General features: G+C 44.0%; 20 protein-coding genes. 3 read left to right on the forward strand and 17 right to left on the reverse strand.

The window, feature by feature from the left end; genetic code table 11:
* Positions 1 to 130: 130 nt before the first annotated feature.
* From csrA to ACYCS5_RS12145, 15 genes are all read right to left on the reverse strand, one after another.
* Positions 131 to 370, reverse strand: coding sequence for a carbon storage regulator CsrA (gene csrA / locus ACYCS5_RS12075; protein ID WP_029514583.1), 240 nt, complete (start codon positions 368 to 370; stop codon positions 131 to 133).
* A 2-nt stretch (positions 371 to 372) separates the two neighbouring features.
* Positions 373 to 825 (reverse strand): flagellar assembly protein FliW, encoded by a 453-nt coding sequence (gene fliW, locus ACYCS5_RS12080; protein ID WP_459761116.1) that lies wholly within the window; start codon positions 823 to 825, stop codon positions 373 to 375.
* A gap of 93 nt (positions 826 to 918) precedes the next feature.
* Positions 919 to 1488 carry a DUF6470 family protein gene (locus tag ACYCS5_RS12085; protein ID WP_029514585.1) on the reverse strand — a complete coding sequence of 190 codons (570 nt, stop codon included), beginning with the start codon at positions 1486 to 1488 and terminating at the stop codon, positions 919 to 921.
* 17 nt (positions 1489 to 1505) lie between these two features.
* Entirely contained in the window at positions 1506 to 2426 is a 921-nt protein-coding gene (gene flgL / locus ACYCS5_RS12090; RefSeq protein WP_029514586.1) for a flagellar hook-associated protein FlgL, read from the reverse strand.
* 62 nt (positions 2427 to 2488) lie between these two features.
* A complete protein-coding gene (flgK, locus tag ACYCS5_RS12095; RefSeq protein ID WP_029514587.1) occupies positions 2489 to 4057 on the reverse strand; it encodes a flagellar hook-associated protein FlgK in 1569 nt (522 codons plus the stop codon).
* Between the two features lie 18 nt (positions 4058 to 4075).
* Positions 4076 to 4576 (reverse strand): flagellar protein FlgN, encoded by a 501-nt coding sequence (locus ACYCS5_RS12100; protein ID WP_029514588.1) that lies wholly within the window; start codon positions 4574 to 4576, stop codon positions 4076 to 4078.
* Between the two features lie 10 nt (positions 4577 to 4586).
* A complete protein-coding gene (flgM, locus tag ACYCS5_RS12105) occupies positions 4587 to 4862 on the reverse strand; it encodes a flagellar biosynthesis anti-sigma factor FlgM (protein WP_029514589.1) in 276 nt (91 codons plus the stop codon).
* Positions 4863 to 5058: 196 nt separating this feature from the next.
* Complete coding sequence (locus ACYCS5_RS12110; protein ID WP_069009992.1) at positions 5059 to 5469, reverse strand: TIGR03826 family flagellar region protein; 411 nt, start codon at positions 5467 to 5469, stop codon at positions 5059 to 5061.
* A gap of 746 nt (positions 5470 to 6215) precedes the next feature.
* Positions 6216 to 6683: a LysM peptidoglycan-binding domain-containing protein gene (locus ACYCS5_RS12115; RefSeq protein WP_459761117.1), complete on the reverse strand. Its 468-nt coding sequence runs from the start codon at positions 6681 to 6683 to the stop codon at positions 6216 to 6218.
* Between the two features lie 384 nt (positions 6684 to 7067).
* Positions 7068 to 7634 (reverse strand): ComF family protein, encoded by a 567-nt coding sequence (locus ACYCS5_RS12120; RefSeq protein WP_341040172.1) that lies wholly within the window; start codon positions 7632 to 7634, stop codon positions 7068 to 7070.
* Between the two features lie 347 nt (positions 7635 to 7981).
* The gene (locus ACYCS5_RS12125; RefSeq protein ID WP_459761118.1) at positions 7982 to 10096 is read right to left on the reverse strand and encodes a DEAD/DEAH box helicase; all 2115 of its coding nucleotides are present in this window, start codon (positions 10094 to 10096) and stop codon (positions 7982 to 7984) included.
* A 200-nt stretch (positions 10097 to 10296) separates the two neighbouring features.
* Positions 10297 to 10737, reverse strand: a complete 441-nt coding sequence (locus ACYCS5_RS12130; protein WP_029514594.1) for a hypothetical protein — start codon at positions 10735 to 10737, stop codon at positions 10297 to 10299.
* Positions 10738 to 10906: 169 nt separating this feature from the next.
* Positions 10907 to 11629 carry a response regulator gene (locus ACYCS5_RS12135; RefSeq protein ID WP_007432713.1) on the reverse strand — a complete coding sequence of 241 codons (723 nt, stop codon included), beginning with the start codon at positions 11627 to 11629 and terminating at the stop codon, positions 10907 to 10909.
* A 4-nt stretch (positions 11630 to 11633) separates the two neighbouring features.
* Entirely contained in the window at positions 11634 to 12794 is a 1161-nt protein-coding gene (locus ACYCS5_RS12140) for a sensor histidine kinase (RefSeq protein WP_013312293.1), read from the reverse strand.
* 47 nt (positions 12795 to 12841) lie between these two features.
* Complete coding sequence (locus ACYCS5_RS12145; RefSeq protein WP_165146210.1) at positions 12842 to 15559, reverse strand: stalk domain-containing protein; 2718 nt, start codon at positions 15557 to 15559, stop codon at positions 12842 to 12844.
* A gap of 266 nt (positions 15560 to 15825) precedes the next feature.
* Between ACYCS5_RS12145 and ACYCS5_RS12150 the strand changes: the two genes are divergently transcribed.
* Genes ACYCS5_RS12150 through ACYCS5_RS12160 form a run of 3 tightly spaced genes read left to right on the forward strand, consistent with a single transcriptional unit; the run spans position 15826 to position 21307 of the window.
* Positions 15826 to 17235 carry an efflux RND transporter periplasmic adaptor subunit gene (locus ACYCS5_RS12150; protein ID WP_165146207.1) on the forward strand — a complete coding sequence of 470 codons (1410 nt, stop codon included), beginning with the start codon at positions 15826 to 15828 and terminating at the stop codon, positions 17233 to 17235.
* Positions 17232 to 20348, forward strand: a complete 3117-nt coding sequence (locus ACYCS5_RS12155) for an efflux RND transporter permease subunit (RefSeq protein ID WP_165146204.1) — start codon at positions 17232 to 17234, stop codon at positions 20346 to 20348. Before ACYCS5_RS12150 ends, ACYCS5_RS12155 begins: the two co-directional genes overlap by 4 nt.
* A gap of 56 nt (positions 20349 to 20404) precedes the next feature.
* Complete coding sequence (locus tag ACYCS5_RS12160; RefSeq protein WP_029514598.1) at positions 20405 to 21307, forward strand: TetR/AcrR family transcriptional regulator; 903 nt, start codon at positions 20405 to 20407, stop codon at positions 21305 to 21307.
* A 131-nt stretch (positions 21308 to 21438) separates the two neighbouring features.
* On the opposite strand, the gene metK is transcribed toward ACYCS5_RS12160, so the two are convergent.
* Positions 21439 to 22641, reverse strand: coding sequence for a methionine adenosyltransferase (gene metK, locus ACYCS5_RS12165; RefSeq protein ID WP_459761119.1), 1203 nt, complete (start codon positions 22639 to 22641; stop codon positions 21439 to 21441).
* Positions 22642 to 22975: 334 nt separating this feature from the next.
* Positions 22976 to 23266 (reverse strand): alpha/beta-type small acid-soluble spore protein, encoded by a 291-nt coding sequence (locus ACYCS5_RS12170; RefSeq protein ID WP_341040178.1) that lies wholly within the window; start codon positions 23264 to 23266, stop codon positions 22976 to 22978.
* Positions 23267 to 23324 lie beyond the last annotated feature (58 nt).

Consider the following 23324-nt stretch of genomic DNA (forward strand, 5'->3'; position numbering starts at 1 on the left):
TAAATGTCCCACATCCATGTGGTTTATTGGTTTTACAGCTATCCGTTGAAGTCGGCCGCCCCTCCGTAATAGCTTGTACTATATATATCGACATTCTCGTCGATCTTTTAATAGCATTTTAGGTTTTTTTTTATTTTTCGTTATTTTTATTTATCATCTTGCGCAAAGCATCCAAATTTGACTGCGTATGGGCAGCAGATTCACGATTGGACTCTTGAATGGATAAATAGATTTCTTTACGAAAGATATCCATCTGTTTGGGTGCTGAAATTCCTATACGGACAGTATCTCCCTCTACTCCGAGCACCGTCACCTCAATGTGATCCTGAATGATAATAGACTCGCCTTTCTTACGCGAAAGTACCAGCATGATTATTCACCTTCCTTTGAACGGATGGTTTCGTCTTCCATAGTGGGTTGCAGTGAATGCTTGGTCGAATACGGAGACTGGTGCAAAACAACCTGCTTGGCTTTCCTATTATCAGGATTGAATACCAAAGGTGCCAATAGATTGATCGTTGAGTTCTCTACCTGCTCATGTAATGTTAATATGCTGCGAACGACTAAATTAGATTCAATCTCCAGTTCTTCCGTTTCACTATCAGGGAGTTCGAACTCGTATTCAGGATGAAAAATAAATGGGTCCACTAAGACAAAAGATAGTTCCTTCTGCTGAAGGGACTGGAGATAGTAAAAGGGAGCCTCATCATGATCAAGCAACACAAATTCGGTCGTCTCCTCAAATCCCGGAATTCCCTTTTCAAAACGATATACTTCTTTTTCATTTACTTCAATGTCACCCCAAATAGATGTGGATATAATCACTAATATTCCTCCAATATTTAATCAGATATATACATTTTATTATAAAAAAAAGGCTATAGATGGCTTGAATAACCTCTATAACCTTAACTTATTTTACATCGCGACATCAATTTCAGGTGGAATATAGGCCACTGATGGATACTGCTGCATATAAATCTCCAGTTTCCCCCGAGTATACTCAATTTCTGGACGATTAACGGTCACATGCATTTCCGATACAGCAGGCGTAAAGGCAATATCAGGTGCACGCGTTTCAACATGAATATCAACATTATCCATAGATGCTGGACCCCTAAATTCAGGAAGCACATGCGTTTCAGTATCCTCTCCAAAAACATTGGCTATAGTATTCCCAGGAATGTGAATATCCGCCATCCGATTACCTTGCTCCACTTTATGTGCAAGAGCTTGTAAAAATATCTGTGGCACCCCTGAATAGATTCGATTATTCATCTCAAGGTAATTGCCACCGTTATAGGCAGAGAAGGCTGCACTTTGATCTATGGTCAGCTGTGGCTTATACTGATGAATTTCCAGTTGAGCACGGCGTGTCGTTAATTCCATATCTGCCGAGGGCTGTCGAATCGAATACTGCCCAGGGTCTGCGTCAATATGCAGGATAGCCGGAGTTTGCCGGATCTGAAGTGTCGGAATGATGGACATCTCTCCCCCTCCTTAGACTATCTCAAGAAATCAACCAATGATGCGGATATTATTTTAGCTCCAGCTGACAAAGAAGCATTGTAAATATTCTCTTGGATCTTGGAATTCATTAAAAGCTCAGCGTAATCCGCATCCTCCGTTTTAGACTGCAAGTCCGTTAAGTTTACTTCCAGATCGCTCAATCGGCTTTGCATTAACTCCACACGGTTGGATTTAGCTCCCATTTCCGACCGGACTTTCAGCATTTTGTCCATACGCGTATCAATATTGGCCAGTTGATCCCCACTCGCTTTAATATCACCACTTGCCAAAGCTGCAGATAGCTGATTAAAAATTGTAAATAAATTATCGGCATCCGTGCTTGTTCCTACGACTTCATTACCAGTAACGTTAATGGGCAAAGCTACATTTTCACCCACTATAAAATTAACATTTCCTGTATCCGTAGCAATGGATGCTGCGCCAGACGTATCATGCGTATTATCAGCATTCAAAGGGAGGTCATAAGGCTTCTTGTCGTAGGTTTGACCGTTGAATATATATTTCCCATTCAATTGGCTGTTCACAACATCAATCATTTGTTCCTTAAGCTGGCCAATTTCTTTATTGATGCTGTCCAGCGCAGATTGTGGATTAGTTCCCGTAGAGGCCTGTACTGTAAGTTCACGTACTCTTTGCATAATTTGGCCTGCCTGATCCATGACCGTATCATTAAAATCAAGCCAAGACACTGCGCTGTCCACATTCCGTTGGTATTGTTCATTTGAAGACAATTCAGACCTGTACCTTAAGGAATACGTAATCCCTACAGGATCATCAGAGGGCTTGTTCAGTTTACGTCCAGTCGCCATCTGGTTTTGCGTATTATTCATACGCTCAGAATTTCGATTCAAATTCAGCAGAAGCTGTGAGCTCAGCATATTGTTAGTAACTCGCATAATTACACCCCTCCGTAACTAAATACCACCTGTATATAAAAACACAAGATATTTAATCATCCTTATCTTCCCACTACACCTGTGGAGTTAATTAATTTATCCAATAATTGATCGAATGTGGTCATAAACCGAGCAGCGGCGCTGTAGGCATGCTGAAACTTGATCATATTGGACATTTCTTCATCCAGTGAAACACCACTCACAGACTGGCGCATAGTTTCAACCTGAGATACGAGGGCTGTCGAGTTTTGTGTCTGTCTTGTCGCCTCTTGAGCCTCTATACCCAACTGACCAACCATAGAACTGAAAAAGCTATCAATAGTAGCCTTGTTCCCTGTAGAAACAGAAGTGAAATTGTTTAATTTCAAATTGGACATGAGGGACGCCAATGTATTATTGCCTTTAACCAATTCCTCAGTAGGAGCAGTGCCTGTTACACGAAGGGATGCTGCAATGGCGTTAGGATTATCTACTATAGCAGTATTTAACGTGATGTTGCCTGCCGTTATCGCCCCGCCATTATTTGAAGCTACAAAAAAAGGTTTACCTGCAACCATATTACCGTTAGCATCTTTATCCTCTTGGGTATAACCCAATTGATGCAAACCATTAAGACCTTTAACCGTAACTGTTAAATCCGATTGAAGTGTGCGATTGGTCCCTGTATAAGTCACTCCGTTCAGTACAGTGCCTTCTGGCAATACTGAGCCTTTAGGTAGCGTTACAGAAATATCACCGTTGGCCAATGTATTAGCAAGGTTATCCATTTGTGCAGTATAATCTGCTACAAATTGATCTCTGGAAATGATCATTCCATGTATTTCGCCTCCTTGCAAATCATTGGAAGCAAAAGCAGCTTGTAAAAAAGCGCCGTTAATACCAGTAGTCGGTGCAAACCCAGTTACTAATGCTTGACCACCCATATTAACGTTGTAGCCTTGATCAGTATCAGTTACCGTTACATTAACGATCTTCGAAATTTTATCGACGATCAAATCACGCTGGTCACGTAGATCATTAGCGTTATCTCCCAAGCCTTCAATTTTAGTAATTGATTGATTCAGGTCCGCTATGGAGTTCACATAACTTTGTAGCTCGCTAGACTTAGCCTCCACATTTGAGGTTAAATCCGCAGATAGATTGCTTAACTGTTTACTCATATGATTCATTGCATCAGTCAACGCAAGCGCATTTTCTTTAACAATAGTTCGTGCGGTTACACTTTCTGGGTCTTTACTTAAATCAGACCAAGATTTATAAAAGTTATCCAAAACCTTGCGAATCCCTGTATCAGACGGCTCATTCATAATCTGTTGTAGCTTATCAAGTGTGTTACTTCTAATTGTCCAACTACCCAGCTCAGTATTTTCTCCGCGGTACTGACTGTCCAAGAACTTCTCACGAATGCGTTCAATAGCATCAAATTCAACACCTGTTCCCAACTGACCAGGCACATTAGAACGGTTAATACCATATGCCTCCATAGGTATAGAAGCTCTCATCTTAACCGTTTGCCGTGTATAGCCTTCTGTGTTGGCATTAGCTATATTGTGTCCTGTTGTATTTAAAGCTGCCGTTTGTGTAAAAAGGCTTCTTTTAGCTGTTTCTATGGAATGAAATGTGGATGGCACTCTATTTTCCTCCTCGGATCAAGCCTTAGTGTCGAACAATCCAGGTCGTGCAGGTTGATTACTTTTCTGATCTGGATGCATATAAGTCATCTCCTGATTAGGACGACCTACAAGTAGATCTAACGAGTAATCAATAAACACCAACGATTGCTCGATGAGCTTTTGATTGATTGCATTAATTTCCTTTAATTCTGAGAGAGTGTGGGATAAGCGGCTCTGGACACTGAGGAGTTTGTTCTTATCTTCAGGATCAAAAACAAGGCGTGCCAGCTCGGTTATAGTCAAGTTAAGCTGAGACTTAATACCACGTTCACGAAGAAGCTCAAACGAAAACTCCATACGAGCTTCCTCTAGCTGTTCCACCTGTTTAAGGAGTCTGGATTCCTGATTCAAATGCTGAACCAGGCTATCCATATCATTTTCCATAACAATTTTTTTCTTACTTTTAGCTAATTCTAATAAGATAAGATGCTTTTGATCTAGCTGCTCCAGCACATCAATCAAACGCTCTAAAGGCATATTCCTTCACCTAGCTTTCGGAAGACTGCTTGAAGTAAGGTAACAGCTTATCTGCAATTTTATCGGCATCTACACGATAGGTTCCCGAAGCTACTTGTTGCTTAAGCTCCTGAATTTTCTTAACGCGATCTGCATCACTGCTGCGGTTCAGCATTTCCATCGCTTCCGGAGAAATCGAAACCTCGTCCTTGCGGCGAGACTTCTTAAGCTCCTCTTGACGCCCTGTTTCAATATTTCGTTGGTATGGATTAATAGCTCCGATGCGGTTGGTCTCGTTAATTTTCATAACTTCCACCTTCCTTAGTTATTTGATATGGTCAGAATGTATCAGACGACATAGCGTCGAACATGGTTCGTATTATGCCTCACTTCTTTATTTTGTGCATGGTTGCTAAAAATAAAAAAACCGATAAGCTCTATAAAGATTATCGGCGGTATTTGAAACTTTTTGAATAGCTGAATGTGTTTTTAATTCCCCTGTACTACTTTCCACGAAGTTTATCAATCGCGCTGTAGGTACCTGAGCCCATATTATTACTTTGATCCTGATTACTACTTTCGCGCACAGCCTGATGCAGGTCTTTAGTCAGACGTGTTCGACAAGAATCGCACATATGTCCTGCACGAATCGGTATCCCACATACCTCGCAAGGATACGTCATATTAGGTGCATTAGCAATGGAAATACGTCCCTCTCGTATAAATGTCGTGATTTGCTTTACGGATACCTCAGTAGCCTCCGAAAGCTCATGCATATGAATGCCCTTATTTTCACGTATATGTTTGACACAGCGTTCGTATTCGATTTCAATTTCTTTAATACAGTTCTGGCAGATTCCCCTGACGTTCATAATAAACAGCTTTCCACAGCGAGGACAGTTATCCAAATTCATCCTCTGTAGCGCCCCTTTCCAATTTCCGATCTTTAAATTACTTTTATCCTTACATTACCTTATAATGAAGAGCCTCGTCTAGCAAATATTTCAAAAAGAGATTTTCAGATTTTACACAATCGCACATCTTATAAGTTATCATAATAAGAGTATAAGAGAGAATGACCCATCAGCAAAAGTTTCTCTACATCTATATGCATCAATATGCAATGACATAAAAATGAAGAAAGCCCATGAAAGCTAATAACTCAGTCTAGTGTCTGTGTCTATTTATCGTCAAAAATTTCTCCGTACATTAGATAGAAAATAAAATAAGCGCCATTCCAGTTGTTTTCGGGAATAGCGCTTCATTATACAATTAAAATAGCTATATGAATATGAGTAAATGTAGAAATTAATTATCAAGATGAGGGAAAAACCGGGCGAAACAATCCTCAGAAGAATTCATGTTCACCTGTGCCCCGAATGACAACAAGAAAGTCCTGTAAATCCGGGGGAACGGCGCCATACGAATGCTCCGCACATGGAGTGTGGGTATTCATAAATCTCATGGACCTAACATCATCTCAACTTATAACCTATCTGAAATCAAGCCAGATGCACCAGTGGAAATTTGCAACCCAAAAAAACAAGCTATTTCACAAATAATTATTCAAAAAAGCATTGTTTTAATAGTGGCCTTCCCGTATACTATAGTCAAACGCTTGGTTTAAAAAACACATGTCGTTATACATTTATAATGATAATTATTTATTTGTGTTTGTTTGCGGTACTTGCAGTTCTTGGCCTGCTTTAATCAGGTTGTTGATTTTAACCAGTTCCTCAACAGTTACACCGTATTTCTCAGCAATAGAAGCCAGTGTTTCGCCCTCTTGGACATTTACTGTGATTGTATTTACAGTTGCTGGTGTTTCAGTTGTAGTCGTTGCTGGTTTTGTGGTTGTTGCTTGATTGTTGTTCTCAGTGGCTGGTTGAGCTGGTGTTGTAGTTACTGCTTTTTCAGTAGTTTCAGTTTTGAAAAACTTAGCTTCAAATGCTTTTTGTGCTGCTTCTTGCTGCTCTCTCATGATTTGGTCTTCCAATTGTTGTTTTTCGTCATCGGAGTGGGATTTCGCCATTACTTGACCTGTTGCAAGTGGACTCAACAAAGATACTGCACCTAAACTAACTGCCAACATGCTAGATACTGCTACTTTTTTCATTACGTTTTTCATGATTTATTCTCTCCTCTTTTTAGCTTTAAATTTTAATTAACTGCTTTACTACTGAGCGAGACACTCCCAATGTCCGCTCTTTAGTCATTAGCTAATCACTTATTACCAAGCATGTTAGCTATCAACAGATAGAAATTGTACTCCTCTTTTCCAAAAAAATCAACCTCTAAATTGAAATATTCTGTTTTCATCTCTCACTTCCTTACTTTTTGTTTGTCTCTATATTTTTTATTATATACCTCTCTCTAGCTTGTTGTCAAATCCTGCTGATTGTACGGCTTAAAAGACTTTTTGCTCTATTATTTAACCCTTCTTTCAAGAGAATTATAACCTTTTTTTCATAGTTTCAAGCGAAATTTCATGGGGAATACCAGATATTTAGACTTATGATCTTGCTAAGGTCAGGCAAAAAATAGTCAAATGTATTCCTTGCTCTAATGCCTTTTCTCTCAAAACACGTGCACACGCCTGCAATGTGCTCCCCGTTGTATAAATATCATCAACAAGCAAAACGGTAACGGAAAGCTTATTTTCCGTAACACATTGAGATTTAGCTTTTAAAATAAAAAACTTCAGCAAATTTGTCATATTGGGATGGACAGAAAACGCATTATTCATTGTGTTCATGCGTTCCTTTTTTGATTTAAAGCTTTGTTTGCCTGTATCTTGTGGACGAGCAAGTAAAGATAGGAAGGGGAGCTTATTCCGCTTAGCAATCTCTTCTGCCAAGATCCGAGCCTGATTGAAACCTCGCTCTGTCAGCCTCTTCTCACTTACCGGAACACAGGTCACTACATCCACACTCCACAAAGATCGCTTGAAACGAGAATGTTTAAGACCTGCAAACTCATACCTCATCGCCTGATAGGCTCGATTCATGATCTCACCCAGCAGGGAACCATACTTTTCATTCCCGCGATATTTGAACTGCCCAATCCATTCTCTCATCATTGGTGTATAGCTGGTTGCACTCCGATTGCACACATAGTAACGTACTAATCGGTCAAGCCTTACGCAATCCGGGCAAGACGTCGGACGTCCACAATAAACACAACGAATATCGTAAACCCAAGGAATTTGAAGTGAACAAGAAGTACAAATCCCGGGGAATTCGGAAAAACGCCCTGTGAGAGTGCCGCAAGCCATACATGTTTGGGACTGGCGATGGAATAACCAATTCAAAAATAGACGGGTTGTTGGAATCATCCCCATACCAGAATGCACCTTTCTTGGTAGTTTACGTACCGACATTGTTTCAGGTTTCACATTTCCAAAAAAACTTTTTTTATTTAATGCATTTAGTGCTTCGGCTCCTTCAGGTATCCTCTTTTCCGAGCCAGTTCATTCATACGTTTAATCTGTCTAATTGCTCTTTTTTGACCTCGTGTCCATTGGGGGGATGTAAAAATAACAACTCCACATGGGTCATCCTTGGACCTGCCCGCGCGACCAGCCATTTGGACAAGAGAGGCTTCATCAAAAAGACTACTGTCCGCGTCTAATACGTACACATCACTCCGTGGAACAGTTACCCCTCGCTCCAAAATAGTCGTTGTAACCAGAACACGTATTTCAGTAGCTCGAAATAAGCGTACTTTAGCGGTTCTTTCTTCATCCTGTGAGTAGGTGCCCGCAATAGGTACATCAGGCAATTGTTTAATCAGCAGCTTCACAAGTCCCTGAATATGTGAGATTCGTGTCACAAACAGGAAAACCTGTGCCCCACGTTGTATGGATACGCGTAGGCGTTGAATAAAGGATGCGGATAGCCGACCTTTTTGCAGCCATTGTTGCACTGAAGCAGTCCCCAAACGAAATGGGACAGGTAGAGGATGACGATGAAAACGAACGGGAACCTTGGCGTGTGGCAGCAGACCGCGTGCAGCCTCTTTCTGCAAGGATTGCGGTGGTGTAGCAGACAAATAGATAAACTTTCCCTTCGGCTTACATACTGCTCGTGCAGCAAAGGCAAGCATAGGATCATTGTGATAAGGAAACGCGTCAATCTCATCAATCACAACCAAATCAAAAGCTTGACGATAACGCAATAGCTGATGTGTCGTTGCCAGTGTCAACTGTCCCCTTTGCCAGCGTTCTGCGCTTCCCCCATAGAGCGTCACCATGCTCACATCGGGAAAAGCAATGGCCAAACGAGGGGCTAACTCCAGTACCACGTCGCGGCGTGGTGTTGCCACAAGTGCCGTTCCTCCGTGGTCTAGCACATATTGCAAGAGCGGAAACATCATTTCCGTCTTGCCTGCGCCCGTTACGGCCCAGAGCAAAAAACGCTCTACCTTAGTACCAGGCACCTGCCGATCAGCGTTGTACCTCGCACCTTCGCCAGGTTTCGGCGAAGACTGTCTGCTACGGGCAAGGTTGCTGCCCTGCGAAGTGGCAGCATCTGATCCCCGGCACGCAACAAAGTCGCGCCGGAACAACGCCCGGAGCCCACGGCCTTCCGGGCGAAAATGTCCCCGCACTCCGCCGTGCGGTGTGGCTAAAAAGCGCAGCGCCGCTTCGGCGGCGGCACGCTGCGCTGGGCTTAGCCCCCAGCGGTCGAGTTCCGTCGCCAGGGCTATGCCTGCTGTGCACGGCAGCGCGGGTTTCGCTGCACCGCGCAGCAGCAGCGAGCATTCACGGCTGCGTCCAAGTGCGAGACATGTCTCGCAGTAGGCGCACGCCTTACGGCCGCACGATGCGCAGCTCGTGCGGTGCACTATCCCGCTGCCACAACGGTTGCAGCGGAGTTCATGCGTACGCGCGGCAGACCAGCGCGTGCGAGGTGCTGGATCGAGGCCAGTAGCAAAGCTGAGTCGGCCTTGCAGATATGCAAGTTGTGCAGCGGATCGCCAAGTACGCTCCAAACCTGGCGCTGCCTCTGCCAGTAGCGCTTCGACTTCTGGAACGAGTAACTGGCGTCCTGACAACAAATTAGCCAGTTCATTCGCTTGTCGTGTTAAACACTCCCTCTCCAATCCATCCATTCCCGTGACGAGGTCCCTTTTTTGAATAGAACGTAAAACTCCCTTTGTTTCTCGTCTCTCATCCCCACTTTCTGTGCGAGAAGTCCAACCTTGTACATGATCCCAAATGCATATATTCTCTACTCTTCCAGATAAAATTCGTTCTCCGTCAAAAGGTTCAAGAGCCAGTTCACTTTTTAGCTGTGCGATAATATAAGCCCACCACTGCCGTTTCCCCCATCGCTCCATACCTACTAATTCCTTAAATGTTTCACACAGCTTTGTTCCCCAGGACAAGGGGAGCTCATCTCCTAATAACACCCACCTTTCGACAACATTCCCCTGCCCCTCATCTGGATTCATCCACCATGTCATATCTACTCGAATATCCACAGATAATCGGAGATTCCAATTCCCCTTATATCTCACTGCATATACTGCAATTTTCACCTTCCCCTTCTCCCCCCATTCATTACTTTTTGGGTTCTTATCACCCCAGAGAACAGCAAAAAAGCACACTTCTGTGGCTAATAGCCTGAAGTGTGCTTCACATCAAGTAGATCTCAACGATATCCCTGTTGTCTTGCCTATGCAACTGTTTATAAACATTTATATCCGATTTTGACCACGATGTCCACAATCCCCTGTTGCTAAGGAACAAGCGGAGCGTCCGCCAACGACTTGACTGTTCTAAGATCAATAACAACCTGCTTTTCACCGCCTGACTTCGGTAAAACCGGGTTCCCCGGTGAAAAACGACTTGAAATGACTGAAACATCCATATGACTATAGCGCACTAGCCGTGTCAGAATCGGTAGCGTATCGTCCATAGATTCATCATCCAGTACCGTCACATGTAGCGGCCTCCGGTGCAGCCAGGCAAGTATGTTCAACGAACGCATCACCCATTCCACACGATCTCCGTCATTGGACGTAATCACAATATAGCGAATCGCGCGATGACCTGGAGATATCGCGCATGAATCTTCGCCATTGTGATAAGCCTGAACCGCCTGTCGTATATACATAAGATGCACGACAGCGGCCCCCACGCCGTATATAAGCAATATCCAAACCAAGTGAGCCGTCACGAGGGTTCCACCTCCTCCTATAGCGACAATATATGCCGTATAACAGGAAGAGGTGTCACGGTTATGTACTGGGTTTCTGTATGAGCGGACATATCGCCCGGAGTGAAAGACGGTACAGCATTCATATCTATTAGCAGCTGCATCGTCTAATGCATGGAAAAACTACACTTTACAGCGTAACCCATCCATATTTGATTGAGTTAATAACTGCTTGTGTACGGTCATCAACCTCCATTTTTTGCAAAATACTGCTGACATGGTTTTTGACCGTTTTCTCACTAATGAATAAATATTCACCGATCATCTTGTTGCTCTTACCTTCAGCCATCAGACGCAATACTTCAGCTTCACGACGGGTCAATGGATTATTTTCACCTGCGACAAACTTCACGCCGGCTTCCTTCGTATGACCTTCAGCCATAGCCCCTGTTTCATTCAAGTAGGTCATCCGGCGGAGTTGCTGAATGAGCTTACCTGTTACCTTCGGATGGATAAACGCATAGCCTTCATGAACCGAACGAATAGCATTAATGAGGGACTCGGCCTCCATATCCTTTAACAGATAACCATTGGCTCCCTTGCGCAACGTCTCAAATACATAGCTTTCATCATCATGAATGGATAAAATGATAACTTTGACATCCGGGAACATCTCACGCAGTTTTTCAGTTGCCTCTACACCATTTTCGATTGGCATATTAATGTCCATCAGAACAATATCCGGTTTCTCTACGTTACAGAATTCCAACACTTGAATACCATCACCACATTCTCCGATGACCTCAATGTCGTCCTCCATATTCAAAATACGTTTAAGCCCTTCACGGAACAACTGATGATCGTCCGCTAAGAGAACTTTAATGGGTGCATTGCTAATTTCCTGATTTTCCATGTTGTTACTCCTTTCCCTTTTCCACGTTGGTTGGGATATGAATCACTATCTTGGTGCCTTGATTCTCAGCTGATTCGATCTCCATTCTCCCCTCGAGCAGTTCAACCCTTTCCCGCATACCAATCAGACCAAAATGCCCATGATCTTTGCTTTTTTGCTGAAAAAGCTCTGGCTTGAAGCCCAAACCATTATCCTGCACCACGATTTTTACAAGCTGCGCCTGATAGGTAATCTCAACAAGCACATAGGTAGGATAAGCATGCTTGGCAGCGTTGGTCAAAGCTTCCTGGATCAGACGGTAAATGGCTGCTTCCATCGCGGAAGAGAGACGGTGTTCCTTGCCCCTTGTTTCAAAAAGCGATCTAATCTTCGTTTTTTCTTCAAAATCCTGCACATATTTCCGGAGCGTCGGAATAAGTCCCAGGTCATCCAGGGCCATAGGACGCAAATTGAAAATGACCTTTCGCATTTCCTCAAGACTGGAGCGAACCTGTTTCTTCAAGTCTACTATTTCGTCCTGAACCATCTTAAATTCCTGCTTGGCGATCATTCTTTCCACAATTTCCGTCCTAAGCACTAGATGCGCAAGGAGCTGCGCAGGTCCATCGTGAATTTCACGGGATATGCGTTTACGCTCCTCTTCCTGAGCCAAAATAATTTTCAGACCAATAAACTGCCGGTTTTTAGCCGATTCGATGATCCGCGTCACTTGTCCCAATTCGCCCGACAAATATTCCAGCACGACTCCCATCTGCGAACCGATGGTTTCGGCGCGCTCGACAGAAGCCTCAACACTTTTGGCCCGCTTTTGAAGATCATCTCTTCTGGCTTTGAGATACATTTCCTTCTCGCGGAAAATCATCACATCGAGTTGAAGCTGTGTTGCCTTCTCATAAGCCTGCTTGATATCCTCTTCCGAATAGCGAACGAAGTCACGGCTGACCTCAGTCAACCGAATGCGGGACCGCCGATAGTTCATTTCCAGCTGGTCCACCTTTTCGATCGTTTCTGCTGTTTCCTTCAAGACGCTCTGGAGCTCCTGATTTAACGTGACCAGCTCGGTCCGGGCCGTGTCCAATATTTCGAACATCTGATATTTGCTGTTCTCCATCACCTGGATGGCATTTTTAATGACTCGGTCTATGATATCGGCTTGAAAGTCCACAAATGTTCTACTCCAATCCTAGCATTTCAAGTATATATCATACCATATCATGATTGAAGGGTGATGGTCTTCGTTTCTTGTTCCCATTTTACAGTCATTCCTAACTGCTCAGACACGAGTCTCAACGGGACTAAAGTCCTACCCCCTAGCACAACGGGTGCAACATCAGTACTTTGACGCTTCCCGTTCAGAACAACTTCTTTTTTCCCTACGGTCAAATCCATCAGCACACCACCGCGCATAACGGTGATCCGTTGATCGCCCGCATTCCATTTGGCTTGTCCGCCAAATGCGTCCAGCACATACTTAATCGGAACATACGTTGAACCATCGCGAGTCATCGGAGCTGCATCAATTGTTGTAGGTGTTCCGTTTACTGTCATTGATTTTTGTCCGATCGTCATTTGAGCTGTTCCCTTTTTAAGTCCTTCTGTGCCGACCGTTCCCGGTGTATTAAAAGAAATATTATCAAAAGCAACATTGCCTGTTTTAGCACGCTCGTCCTGACCTTCCGCCACATTGACCACATAAAGACGTTTCAGCTTCGCTGGATACGAAATATTCAAACCGCTCATATCTGCATTAATGGTTTTCCAACCGTTCCAGTCGATCACTTTAGCGAGATCAATATATGCTGTTTTGCCTTGGGCATCCTCTAGCTCCGCACGCAGCCAGTTCAGACTCTTATCCCCTCTGACATCAATTGAGATGGAAGTAGCCGCCTGTTCAAGCGTTTTCCCGGACGTGCCGTTCAATTGGGCGTAAGCATACATTTTACCACTGCCATTTGTCATATCGTAGTTCAGTTCCAGCACTTTGGAATTGGCATGGTCACCATCTCCTTGTACAACAGCCACTGTGCCGGTAACACCTTCCACATTCGAAGTAAAATCAACCGGATACGAAACATTTTCGAAGTTCTCCCAATTGTTTGTACTTGCTCCGCCAGCAGACAAGAAGACGACAGCGCTGAAACCATCATAGCGACCGATGGCATAGCCCGTTTTCACGCCTGCATCCACCGTATTTACTGTAAGTTGATTGTCCTTAACGCTTCCCTTAAAGCCAATGAACTCCCATTTGAGCGCATCTGACGTAATGCTGACACTCTGTCCATCTTTTGTCTTTGCCGTTACCGGTACAGCGATTTTAGCTCCAGCGGTAAGCGAGCCAGTTCCACTTCCTGCGGTGAGTGATGAAATTTCATCTGCTCCAAGCACGGTGACCTTAGTTGTAGCGCTGGCTGAGCCACTGGATGCCGTTAAAGTAGCCGTTCCCGGTTGGGCCCCCTTCACAACGCCGCCGCTCACTGACACAACAGCCGGGTTGCTGGACTTCCACGTCACTTGTACTTTTGAGGTATCGAAGGGATTGTAGTAGTTGTCATAGCCTTTGAAGGAATAGCTTCCGGTCTGACCAATCAGCAGCGTTTTATTGCCCTTGATGGTGAAACCTTTGAGCGTTCCTTTAGGAGCATTGGTATATACCCCCACTCCATTTACGATACTACGTTGCTCTGTACCATATTCCGTATTGAACGTAAGTCCCGCTGTCGTATCCCCCAAATCACGAGTCACCATGGTCGTAGAACCGCCCCCATCGAGGTTCATACCCTTCCAAACGCCAATATCTTTCATCAGCGTTTGCAGCTCGCTCAGGGATACACCAACGCTGTTCCCATTCTTCTCAACGGCAATGACATAAGCGTAACGCTTGTCACGGGAATATCCCAAAGCTGTACGCGCACGCGTCCCGCCTATGCTTGTTGTGCTCCGGGAAAAAGAGGTTTTCTGACCGTCATTTACTAATATGGTATGTCCACCAATCATCATCTGAAGGTTGGAAGGATCTACTTCACTCCCTGTCGATTTAACACGAAGGCGATAGCTTGTTTCTACCGTCTGTCCCACGGTCAGATGCGCTTTGGCATAATCAGCCGCTTTACCGTGAGTACGTAAAATATAGCCATCCTGCGGAACGGTCATATTCAATGTAGCATTGTCGGAGACTTGCGTAACCACACCATTTTGTACCAATACCTCGGTAGGCGTTGTCGAACTGTTTTTGGGCCGCTCAATTGCTTTCCAAGCAGATGTATAAATATACATAGCATTAGAGTGACTATAACTGCCCCCGCTCGTCTCAGGCGAATACGAAGCCTTGTTCATCCCCGCCAAAGAGAAAGACGACCCGTCTCCAGCTTTTACTGTTCCTTCAAAAGTAAACTGCTCCACCATCGGAGAACCATCTCTGGTTACAGCAAAGGCATACATGCCCGTTAAATCAGATGGAGTAGACATCAACACACCCTTGGATACTTGTCCACCGATCGGAGCTCCCTCGCTTGAGGTATTAAAATAATCCCCGTTTACACCAGCAACCGCTCCAGTCTCTTTTGCCATGCCGCCTGTGCTCTGCCGGGTCGTAAACTGTCCATTCTTCCCCGTCATGACATCCAGCTTAACGTACGGATTTTGCAAGTCTACTCGAATGATATCAGCCAGTGCTGTTCCTTTGGACCCTTTAAAACGATATTTCAATAATGTTGCACCCGAAGTAATGATCTCTTCGCCCAATTTTACAGTCGAACCAGAGGTTGCACTTGCGATTGGAGCAGACATCCAACCATTTAAGGGAATTAGAGCCCCCGTTCCAGCAACCGGACCGACCCATAATACCCCTGCCAGTGTTAACACGGCCCATCTTTTAGCGATTCCTCTGCCATTAACTTTCACTTCACTCTGTTTCTTATTACTTAAAAACATTTGGATAATAGCTCCCATCTTCAATGTATTTAAACGGTTTTGTTCCGCGCATGTACTCTATCAATAAACAAAAAAATCCTCTTATGTTAATAGACTTATTATATAGGCAAAAGTTACGAAAGTCCCGTCAACTAATTCATAAAATCTAAAACGATGAATTGACGAATGCAATATCGGCGCACTATAATACATTTGAACTCGTTAGTTCAAATAATACTTATTAGTTCACTTCTCTAATTATGACCCTATCGGAAGGATTGATAATCATGAATAAACAACGGGCCATCATCATATCTACTTTATCCCTGTGCATCGCAATGACCGGATGTTCTACAGAAAAAAAAGATGCCGCTCTAGGTTCATCTGTACAGCCAACCGTTGTGCGGACCGCAATCGTCAAATCAACGCCACTTCATACTGCCTATAACTTGTCAGGCACTCTTCAAGCCTATGAAGAACGTACACTGGCTTTTCAGAACGGAGGTATCGTCGCTAGCGCAGAAATCACTACCGGGACGGCTGTACAGAAAGGTACAACCATTGCCCGTCTAGATGACGCTGACTATAGACTGCAGGTTGCACAGGCGACAGCCTCCATTTTGGAGGCACAGGCTGGTATTGATAACGCACAGGCTAATTTACAGGCTGCTACCTCCGCAATTCAATCCGCCGATGCCGGCATTACAGGAGCTCGCGCGAATGTTAACAAGGTCAATAAAGGCGCACGTGCTCAAGAGAAACAACAAGCGCAAGCTACTGTAGATAAGGCACAAAGCGCTTATAACAAGGCCAAAACGGATAGCGAGCGTACACAGAAGCTGTTTGAGGCAGGCGCTGCTACCGCATCAGATAATGAAAATGCTCGCCTGAATGCTACCGCAGCCCTGAAAGACCTGGAACAAGCCAAGGAATCCCTGTCCCTTTTGCTGGAAGGGGCCACAGCCGAAGATCATCAATCCGCCCAAGCTTCCTTTCAAGATGCGCTTGCAGGTAAAAGCAAAGCCCTAGCGGCCAGTGAACAGGCTGTGGCTTCCCAAAAACAAGCCCATGCCAACTACGAAAAAGCCCTTGTTGCCAAGGGGCAGGCAGAACTTGCACTTTCACGCACACGTCTAATCTCTCCTGTGAACGGTGTAATCTTAGACAAAATCGTGAATACAGGTGATTTGGTCGCGTCAGGGCAAGCCGTCTATCGCATAGGCTCCATCGACCGCCTCAAAGTACTACTTCCTGTACCAGACAGTGAAATTAAGGATTGGAAAAAGGGTCAACAAGTAGAAGTAGCGCTCTATGAAGAGACCCGTCAAGGTACGGTGTCTAACGTCTATCCTTCAACCAGCACCGACACAGGAAGGGTTAACGTAGAGATTGTTATAAACAATCCACAGCGAGACTGGTTACCCGGTCAGGTCATTAAAGCTGCTCAACAGGTGACCGACAAGAATGGGATTCTCGTTCCTGCCGAAGCAGTCATTAACACGGGAAGCAAGCCTTTTATTTTCAAAGACATTCAAGGAAAAGCTGTTAAAACCCCTGTGGAGCTTGGTAATCAGGTTGTAGATAATCAGTTGCAAATCGTATCGGGACTTCGTGAAGGCGAACGTATTATCGTTAAAGGGGCAGAAAACCTGTTTGATGGAAATGCGATTCAGTCGGAGGAAGGCGGACGCCCATGATTGAGTACATCGTAAAAAAACGAAAAATTACATTGCTGTTTTTTGTCATGCTGATTTTGGTCGGAATCTTCGGTTTTTTCCAGTTACCACAGCAGGAAATGCCGGATGTCACCATACAGAATGCTATGGTAACAACAGTCTACCCTGGTGCTTCACCACAAAAAGTAGAACAAACCGTAACTAAAGAGCTGGAGAAACGCATTAAGGAAGTTGAAGGTGTTAAAACGATTAATTCGACTTCTGGTAACGGATTCTCCTCTATTTTAATTGAATCCAAAAACGGAGTTGATCCTCAAACGGTTTGGGATGATATGCGTAAAAAAGTGCAAGATGCACAAGCGGATCTTCCTCAAGGCGCTGAAGTGCCTGTTGTAAATGACAAACTAACCAGCTCTTTTATCGGCTCCTATGCCCTGACGGCTGACTCTTCCGCACCGCTGTATAAACTAAATGATTTAACAACGACTTGGAAAGATCAGCTCAATACCATTTCTGGCGTATCTAGCGTCAAATTCAATGGTCTCCCTGATCAAGAAGTACGTGTCCATATTGACAATCAGAAACTTCAGCAATACCAGCTTTCGTGGGGACAAGTGGCTCAAGCGGTTCAGGCTCAAATTGATCGGGTCCCTACTGGTAATATTGAATACAACGGACGTACCTATCAACTTATTGTTCGCGAGACCGAAAAAGCTGATGAATTGAATCAGGTCCTTTTGACACGCACCAAAGAGGGTAATCCTGTTTATTTAAGAGATATCGGCACAACGGAACTGGCCCATCCTAATACAGAATACTTTGCCTATGTAGAGGGTAAACCGGCCATTACGTTAAGTATTGGAGCAGAAACAGGCACAGACATCCCTTCTATGAGCGAAAAGGTCAATACCAAGCTCAAAGAACTGGAAAAAACACTCCCCGCAGGTGTTCACTTTCAAACTCTTTTTGCACAAAAGGATCAGGTAAGCCATATCTTTGACGACTTAAAGCGTGAAACGATTCTTGCGATTGTGGCCGTTATTCTCGTTTGTATGTTGGGGCTGAATTTGCTCACCTCTGCATTTGTTGCACTGGCCATTCCTATTTCGGTTTCGATTGCCATTATCTTTTTGCCTATGTTCGGCATCACTCTAAATCAGATTTCCGTTGTCGGTCTGATCATCGTACTCGGCATACTCGTGGATGATGCCGTAGTTGTAAATGATAATATTGAGCGTAGACTTACGGAATTAGGAGAATCACCCTCAGTCGCAGCTGTAAAAGGTACCAAAGAGGTCATGCTTTCTATTTTGGTTGCAACTCTGGCTACCATCTCAGCTTTCGCGCCATTGTTGTTTCTTCCTGGAAATGTAGGTGCCTTTATTAAACCTATTCCTGCTATTGTCTCCCTGACCATGCTTGCCTCTATGATCATGTCGCTCACCATCATCCCTATTTTTCGAGAATGGTATGAGAAGCGCAGACAGGCTCGTCACCCTCAGGGTAAATCTAAACCAGCAGGCTTGCTCGGCCAGCAGATTCATTCTTTAAACAAGCTCTATTCACAAAAACTGATGCCTAAGGTCATTCAGCGTCCCTTGTTGACAGCCATGGTCGGACTCATGCTTGGAACAGCCGCCTATGGATTAGTTCCCTTTACCTCAGTTGAACTTTTTCCTGAGTCGGAAGATCCTCATGTTGCACTAAATGTAAAAATGCCTGTAGGCACTTCAATTGCGGAAACCGACCAGGTCGTTAAAGACCTTGCAGGCTGGGTGAAAAAGCAACCTGAAACTTCCAAGGTCGTCTACAGCGCTGGAGGGACTGCCCCACAACTGTTTAGTGACATTAATAGTTCGGGTGGAAATATTAGTTATAACGAAACGGTGGGGCAGATTGCTGTCGTCGGCAAAGAAAACGTATTCGATCTCAATACGACAGTTGATGCTTGGGAACAACATGTTAAGAAATCCTATCCTGGAGTTACAGTTACGATGTATGTTCCTCGTCTCGGGATTCCAGTGGGTAAGCCCGTTTCTATTCGTATCTCAGGTCAGGATCTGAATGAACTGCAAACTCTTGCCCAAAAGGCAAAGGAGCAGATCGCGACAGTAGAGGGCACAACAGGCATCGTGGATGATATAGGAATTGAACGATATGCACTGGAGCTTGAGGTCAACAAACAAGCGATGGATCAATACCTGGTAAGTTACACAGATTTGACTCGCACCCTGCTTCTATTAAAAGAAGGAGCCCAAGTCAGCCAATTTGATACTGGAAACAGTCTGGTGGATATTAAAATGTATTTGAATCACAGCGACGAGGAGCCAAGTAAGCTTTTCCAACAATTAAGTGTAGTTAATGCAGCTGGTAAGCAAATTCCATTAAACCAGCTTGTCCAGATTAAGCCGTCATTTGCTATTCAGCAAATCAAGCATTACAATATGGAGCGGACGATTACGGTGGAAGCCGATTTGAACGGACGAACTGCAAGCGAAGCGATGGTTGATGTTGAAAGTAAGCTGGCGCAAATGAAGTTCCCAGAAGGCTACAAATGGGAGGTTGGTGGGGAAACCTCTGACCAATCGACCATATTCAAGGACTTAGGACAGCTGGCTATCGTTGTAGTCTTGCTCATTTTACTCTTGATTACTATGCAATTTTATTCTCTCTCCATTCCTATTATTATTATGACGACCGTGTACCTGGCAGCAGCCGGCGGGATTATTGGTATTTTCTTAACCGATATGCCTATCGGTTTTATGAGCATCATGGGAATCATTGCACTCGCGGGCATTGTTGTGCGGAATGGGATTGTGTTAATTGAATTTATCGAGGATGCACGACATGAAGGAATGGAATTGAAGGAAGCCGTAATACAGGCGGCCGCCGCTCGCTTCAGACCGATTTTATTGACATCCTTGGCAGCCATTGTAGGTATGATTCCGTTGGCACTATTGGGAAGCCTGCTCTTTAAGCCACTGGCGTTTACCGTCATTTTCGGTTTGTTATTCTCGACCTTGTTAACCTTGTTTGTCGTGCCGTCCTTGTATATGATCATGGCCAAATACAAGATGCGCCGTCAACTCAAAAGACAGCAGCACACAGTTATCACACCTGATCAATCTTTATGATGTATGAAGTGAGTTCGCATGCTGTCGAGTTAGTCGGTCCCTAGGGGGAAGTATGTATGGAAAGCAAAAAAAATGATATTTTACAGGCCGCCATTCGGCTGTTCTCCAGAAAAGGCTATTATTCAACATCTGTTGAAGAAATCGCCAAAGAAAGTGGGATGGCGAAGGCATCCTTCTATAAATATTTTCAAGGAAAAGAAGAACTCCCTCTAGAGATGTGTATCATTCTAGAAAATAACATTGAACAAGACATCCGGGCTCTCTACAGTAAACCTGATCTTTCTAAGCACGATAAACTACACGGTTTTATTGTACTTTACTTGAAAAATCTCGTTGAAAACAAAGTGTATCTCATGATGGATCTTCCTGAGCCTTCCATGCTTATTTTCCAGAATGAACAACTTAATTACGCATTCGAGAATCATGAATACAAATTGTACAGATGGGTTCGCGACTGCCTGATTGATATTTTTGGACCGAGCATTGAAGATCATGCATGGGACGTGACCTTTGTACTTAAAAGCATTGTGTTTGAATATATTCGCTTCTTTGCCGATCGCATGAATGATGAAACGATTGAACATCTGACACAGTTTATTATCTTCTTATCCAGTTCCTTGGCAACCAGCCTGAACAATGCTGATTCAGCTCCACATTTGTTCTGGAGCAAGCAAGGCTGGTTACCCGAAAGTGCTCTAAGTAATCCTTTTGATCAAGGCCGTCAAATTAACAGCCTTCTCCACTCTTTGGAAGACAGTATACTGCTGTCTTCTTGGAGTTCAGAGGAGAAACAGGAGTGTCAGCAAATCTACGCTCATTTAAAGGAAGAGGCTCTGAAATCGAACCCTCAGAAAGGTCTCCTGAAAGCCCTTTTTGCGTATTTGGAGCAGTACAAGGAACTGCAAAAGGTTTGTCGTTTACTTAAAAATTTATTGGACCATGCTCCGATATCCGAGTAGTCACTCAGCATTCGGTACATCAGAACAAATTCGTACTTAACAGCGAAACACATCAAAAAAAAAGACTGTTCATGCAAAGCATGAAACAGTCTTTTTGGGTTATTGCTTTTATTTTGATAACATACGAGGAATTACAGCCCCGCTTGTTCTTTTAGAATTTCAGCTTTATCTACGCTCTCCCATGGTACATCCAAATCTGTACGTCCAAAGTGACCGTAGGCAGCAGTTTGCTTATAAATTGGACGACGCAGATCCAACATGCGAATAATACCTGTTGGGCGCAGATCAAAGTTATTTCGGATCAATTCAACCAGCTTCTCATCACTCACTTTACCCGTACCGTATGTATCGACGTTAATCGAAACAGGCGTAGCTACACCGATGGCATAAGCAAGCTGAATTTCCACTTTGTCTACCAATCCAGCTGCTACGAGGTTTTTCGCTACATAACGAGCAGCGTAAGCAGCGGAACGGTCCACTTTGGTCGGATCTTTACCGGAGAATGCTCCCCCGCCGTGACGTGCATAACCACCATACGTATCCACAATAATTTTACGACCTGTCAGACCTGCATCTCCTTGAGGACCACCGATAACAAAGCGTCCTGTCGGATTAATGTAATACTTGGTTTGCTCATCCAATAATTCGGCAGGAACAACTGGCAAAATAACCTTTTCTTTGATGTCTGCTTGAATTTGCTCCAAAGTAGTATCCTCCGCATGCTGCGTAGAAACTACAATAGCATCAATACGAACAGGTTTACCATTTTCATACTCTACCGTTACTTGGGTTTTACCGTCAGGACGAAGGTAATTCAGTGTTCCATCCTTACGCACTTCAGACAAGCGCCGTGCAATACGGTGAGACATAGCGATAGGTAAAGGCATCAACTCCGGCGTCTCGTTCGTAGCAAAACCAAACATCAATCCTTGATCTCCAGCCCCAATGTTTTCCGTTTCTTTATCTACTTCAGCAGGATCACGGCTTTCCAAGGCAGCATTAACCCCTTGAGCGATGTCCGGCGACTGTTCATTCAAAGAAGTCAATACAGCGCAAGTATTATAGTCGAAACCGTATTTCGCACGTGTATAGCCAATTTCCTTAATCGTATTACGTACAATGGATGGAATATCCACGTACTCCGATTTGGAACTGATTTCACCAATGACGAGAACGAGACCAGTGGCTACCGATACTTCACATGCTACCCGTGCATTAGGGTCATTAGCCAGAAAGGCATCCAATACAGCATCGGATATCTGATCACAGATTTTATCCGGATGGCCTTCTGTTACAGACTCGGACGTGAACAAATGACGGCCTTTTACAGACATGAATTTCAACCTCCCACAATTAAAATACATGAGGATTTAATAAAAAAATCCTGACATGGTAATGGCATTATTCAGATACCTTCAAGCCATCAAATGGCGGGAGGTATCTTGTTACACCTGATTAATAAAAAATGAACCTTCTCCGGTAGGAAAAGGTTGCGTACAAGCCTCAAATGCCATGATATCCTATTTAAAACAAGGTGTCAATTCGTGTCACCCAATGACAACATTCGAAATTAGGGTAAGTCTACATGCAAACCATTTTTGATTTACATGTAAATTACCCCAGATTTTACGCTACTATATGTTCAAAAACTGTAGAAATTATTGCAACTTACAATGTACCATATTCAGATAAGCTACGTTCAGCAGATTTTATCAGTCGCTTAGTAATTTCACCACCAACCGAACCGTTCTGTCTTGAAGTTAAATCACGCCATGCTACATTCCCGCCCCCCGCAAACTCCCCCAATTCTGCAGCAAATTCACTGTCAGCCTTAGGTTGTATATGTGTATATTGGGGATTATAAACAGGTAGCCCAAACTCAGCAGCGATTTCATACTTCAAATCATCTAACCTGGCACGACTCTCGGGAATTAATCGTCTTTGACCTCTTGACGCCATCTCGTATACACCCTCCACTAAATGTATTGTCTTTCATGGGGTTAGTGTGCAGCGATTA

This window comes from Paenibacillus sp. SEL3 (assembly GCF_054602585.1).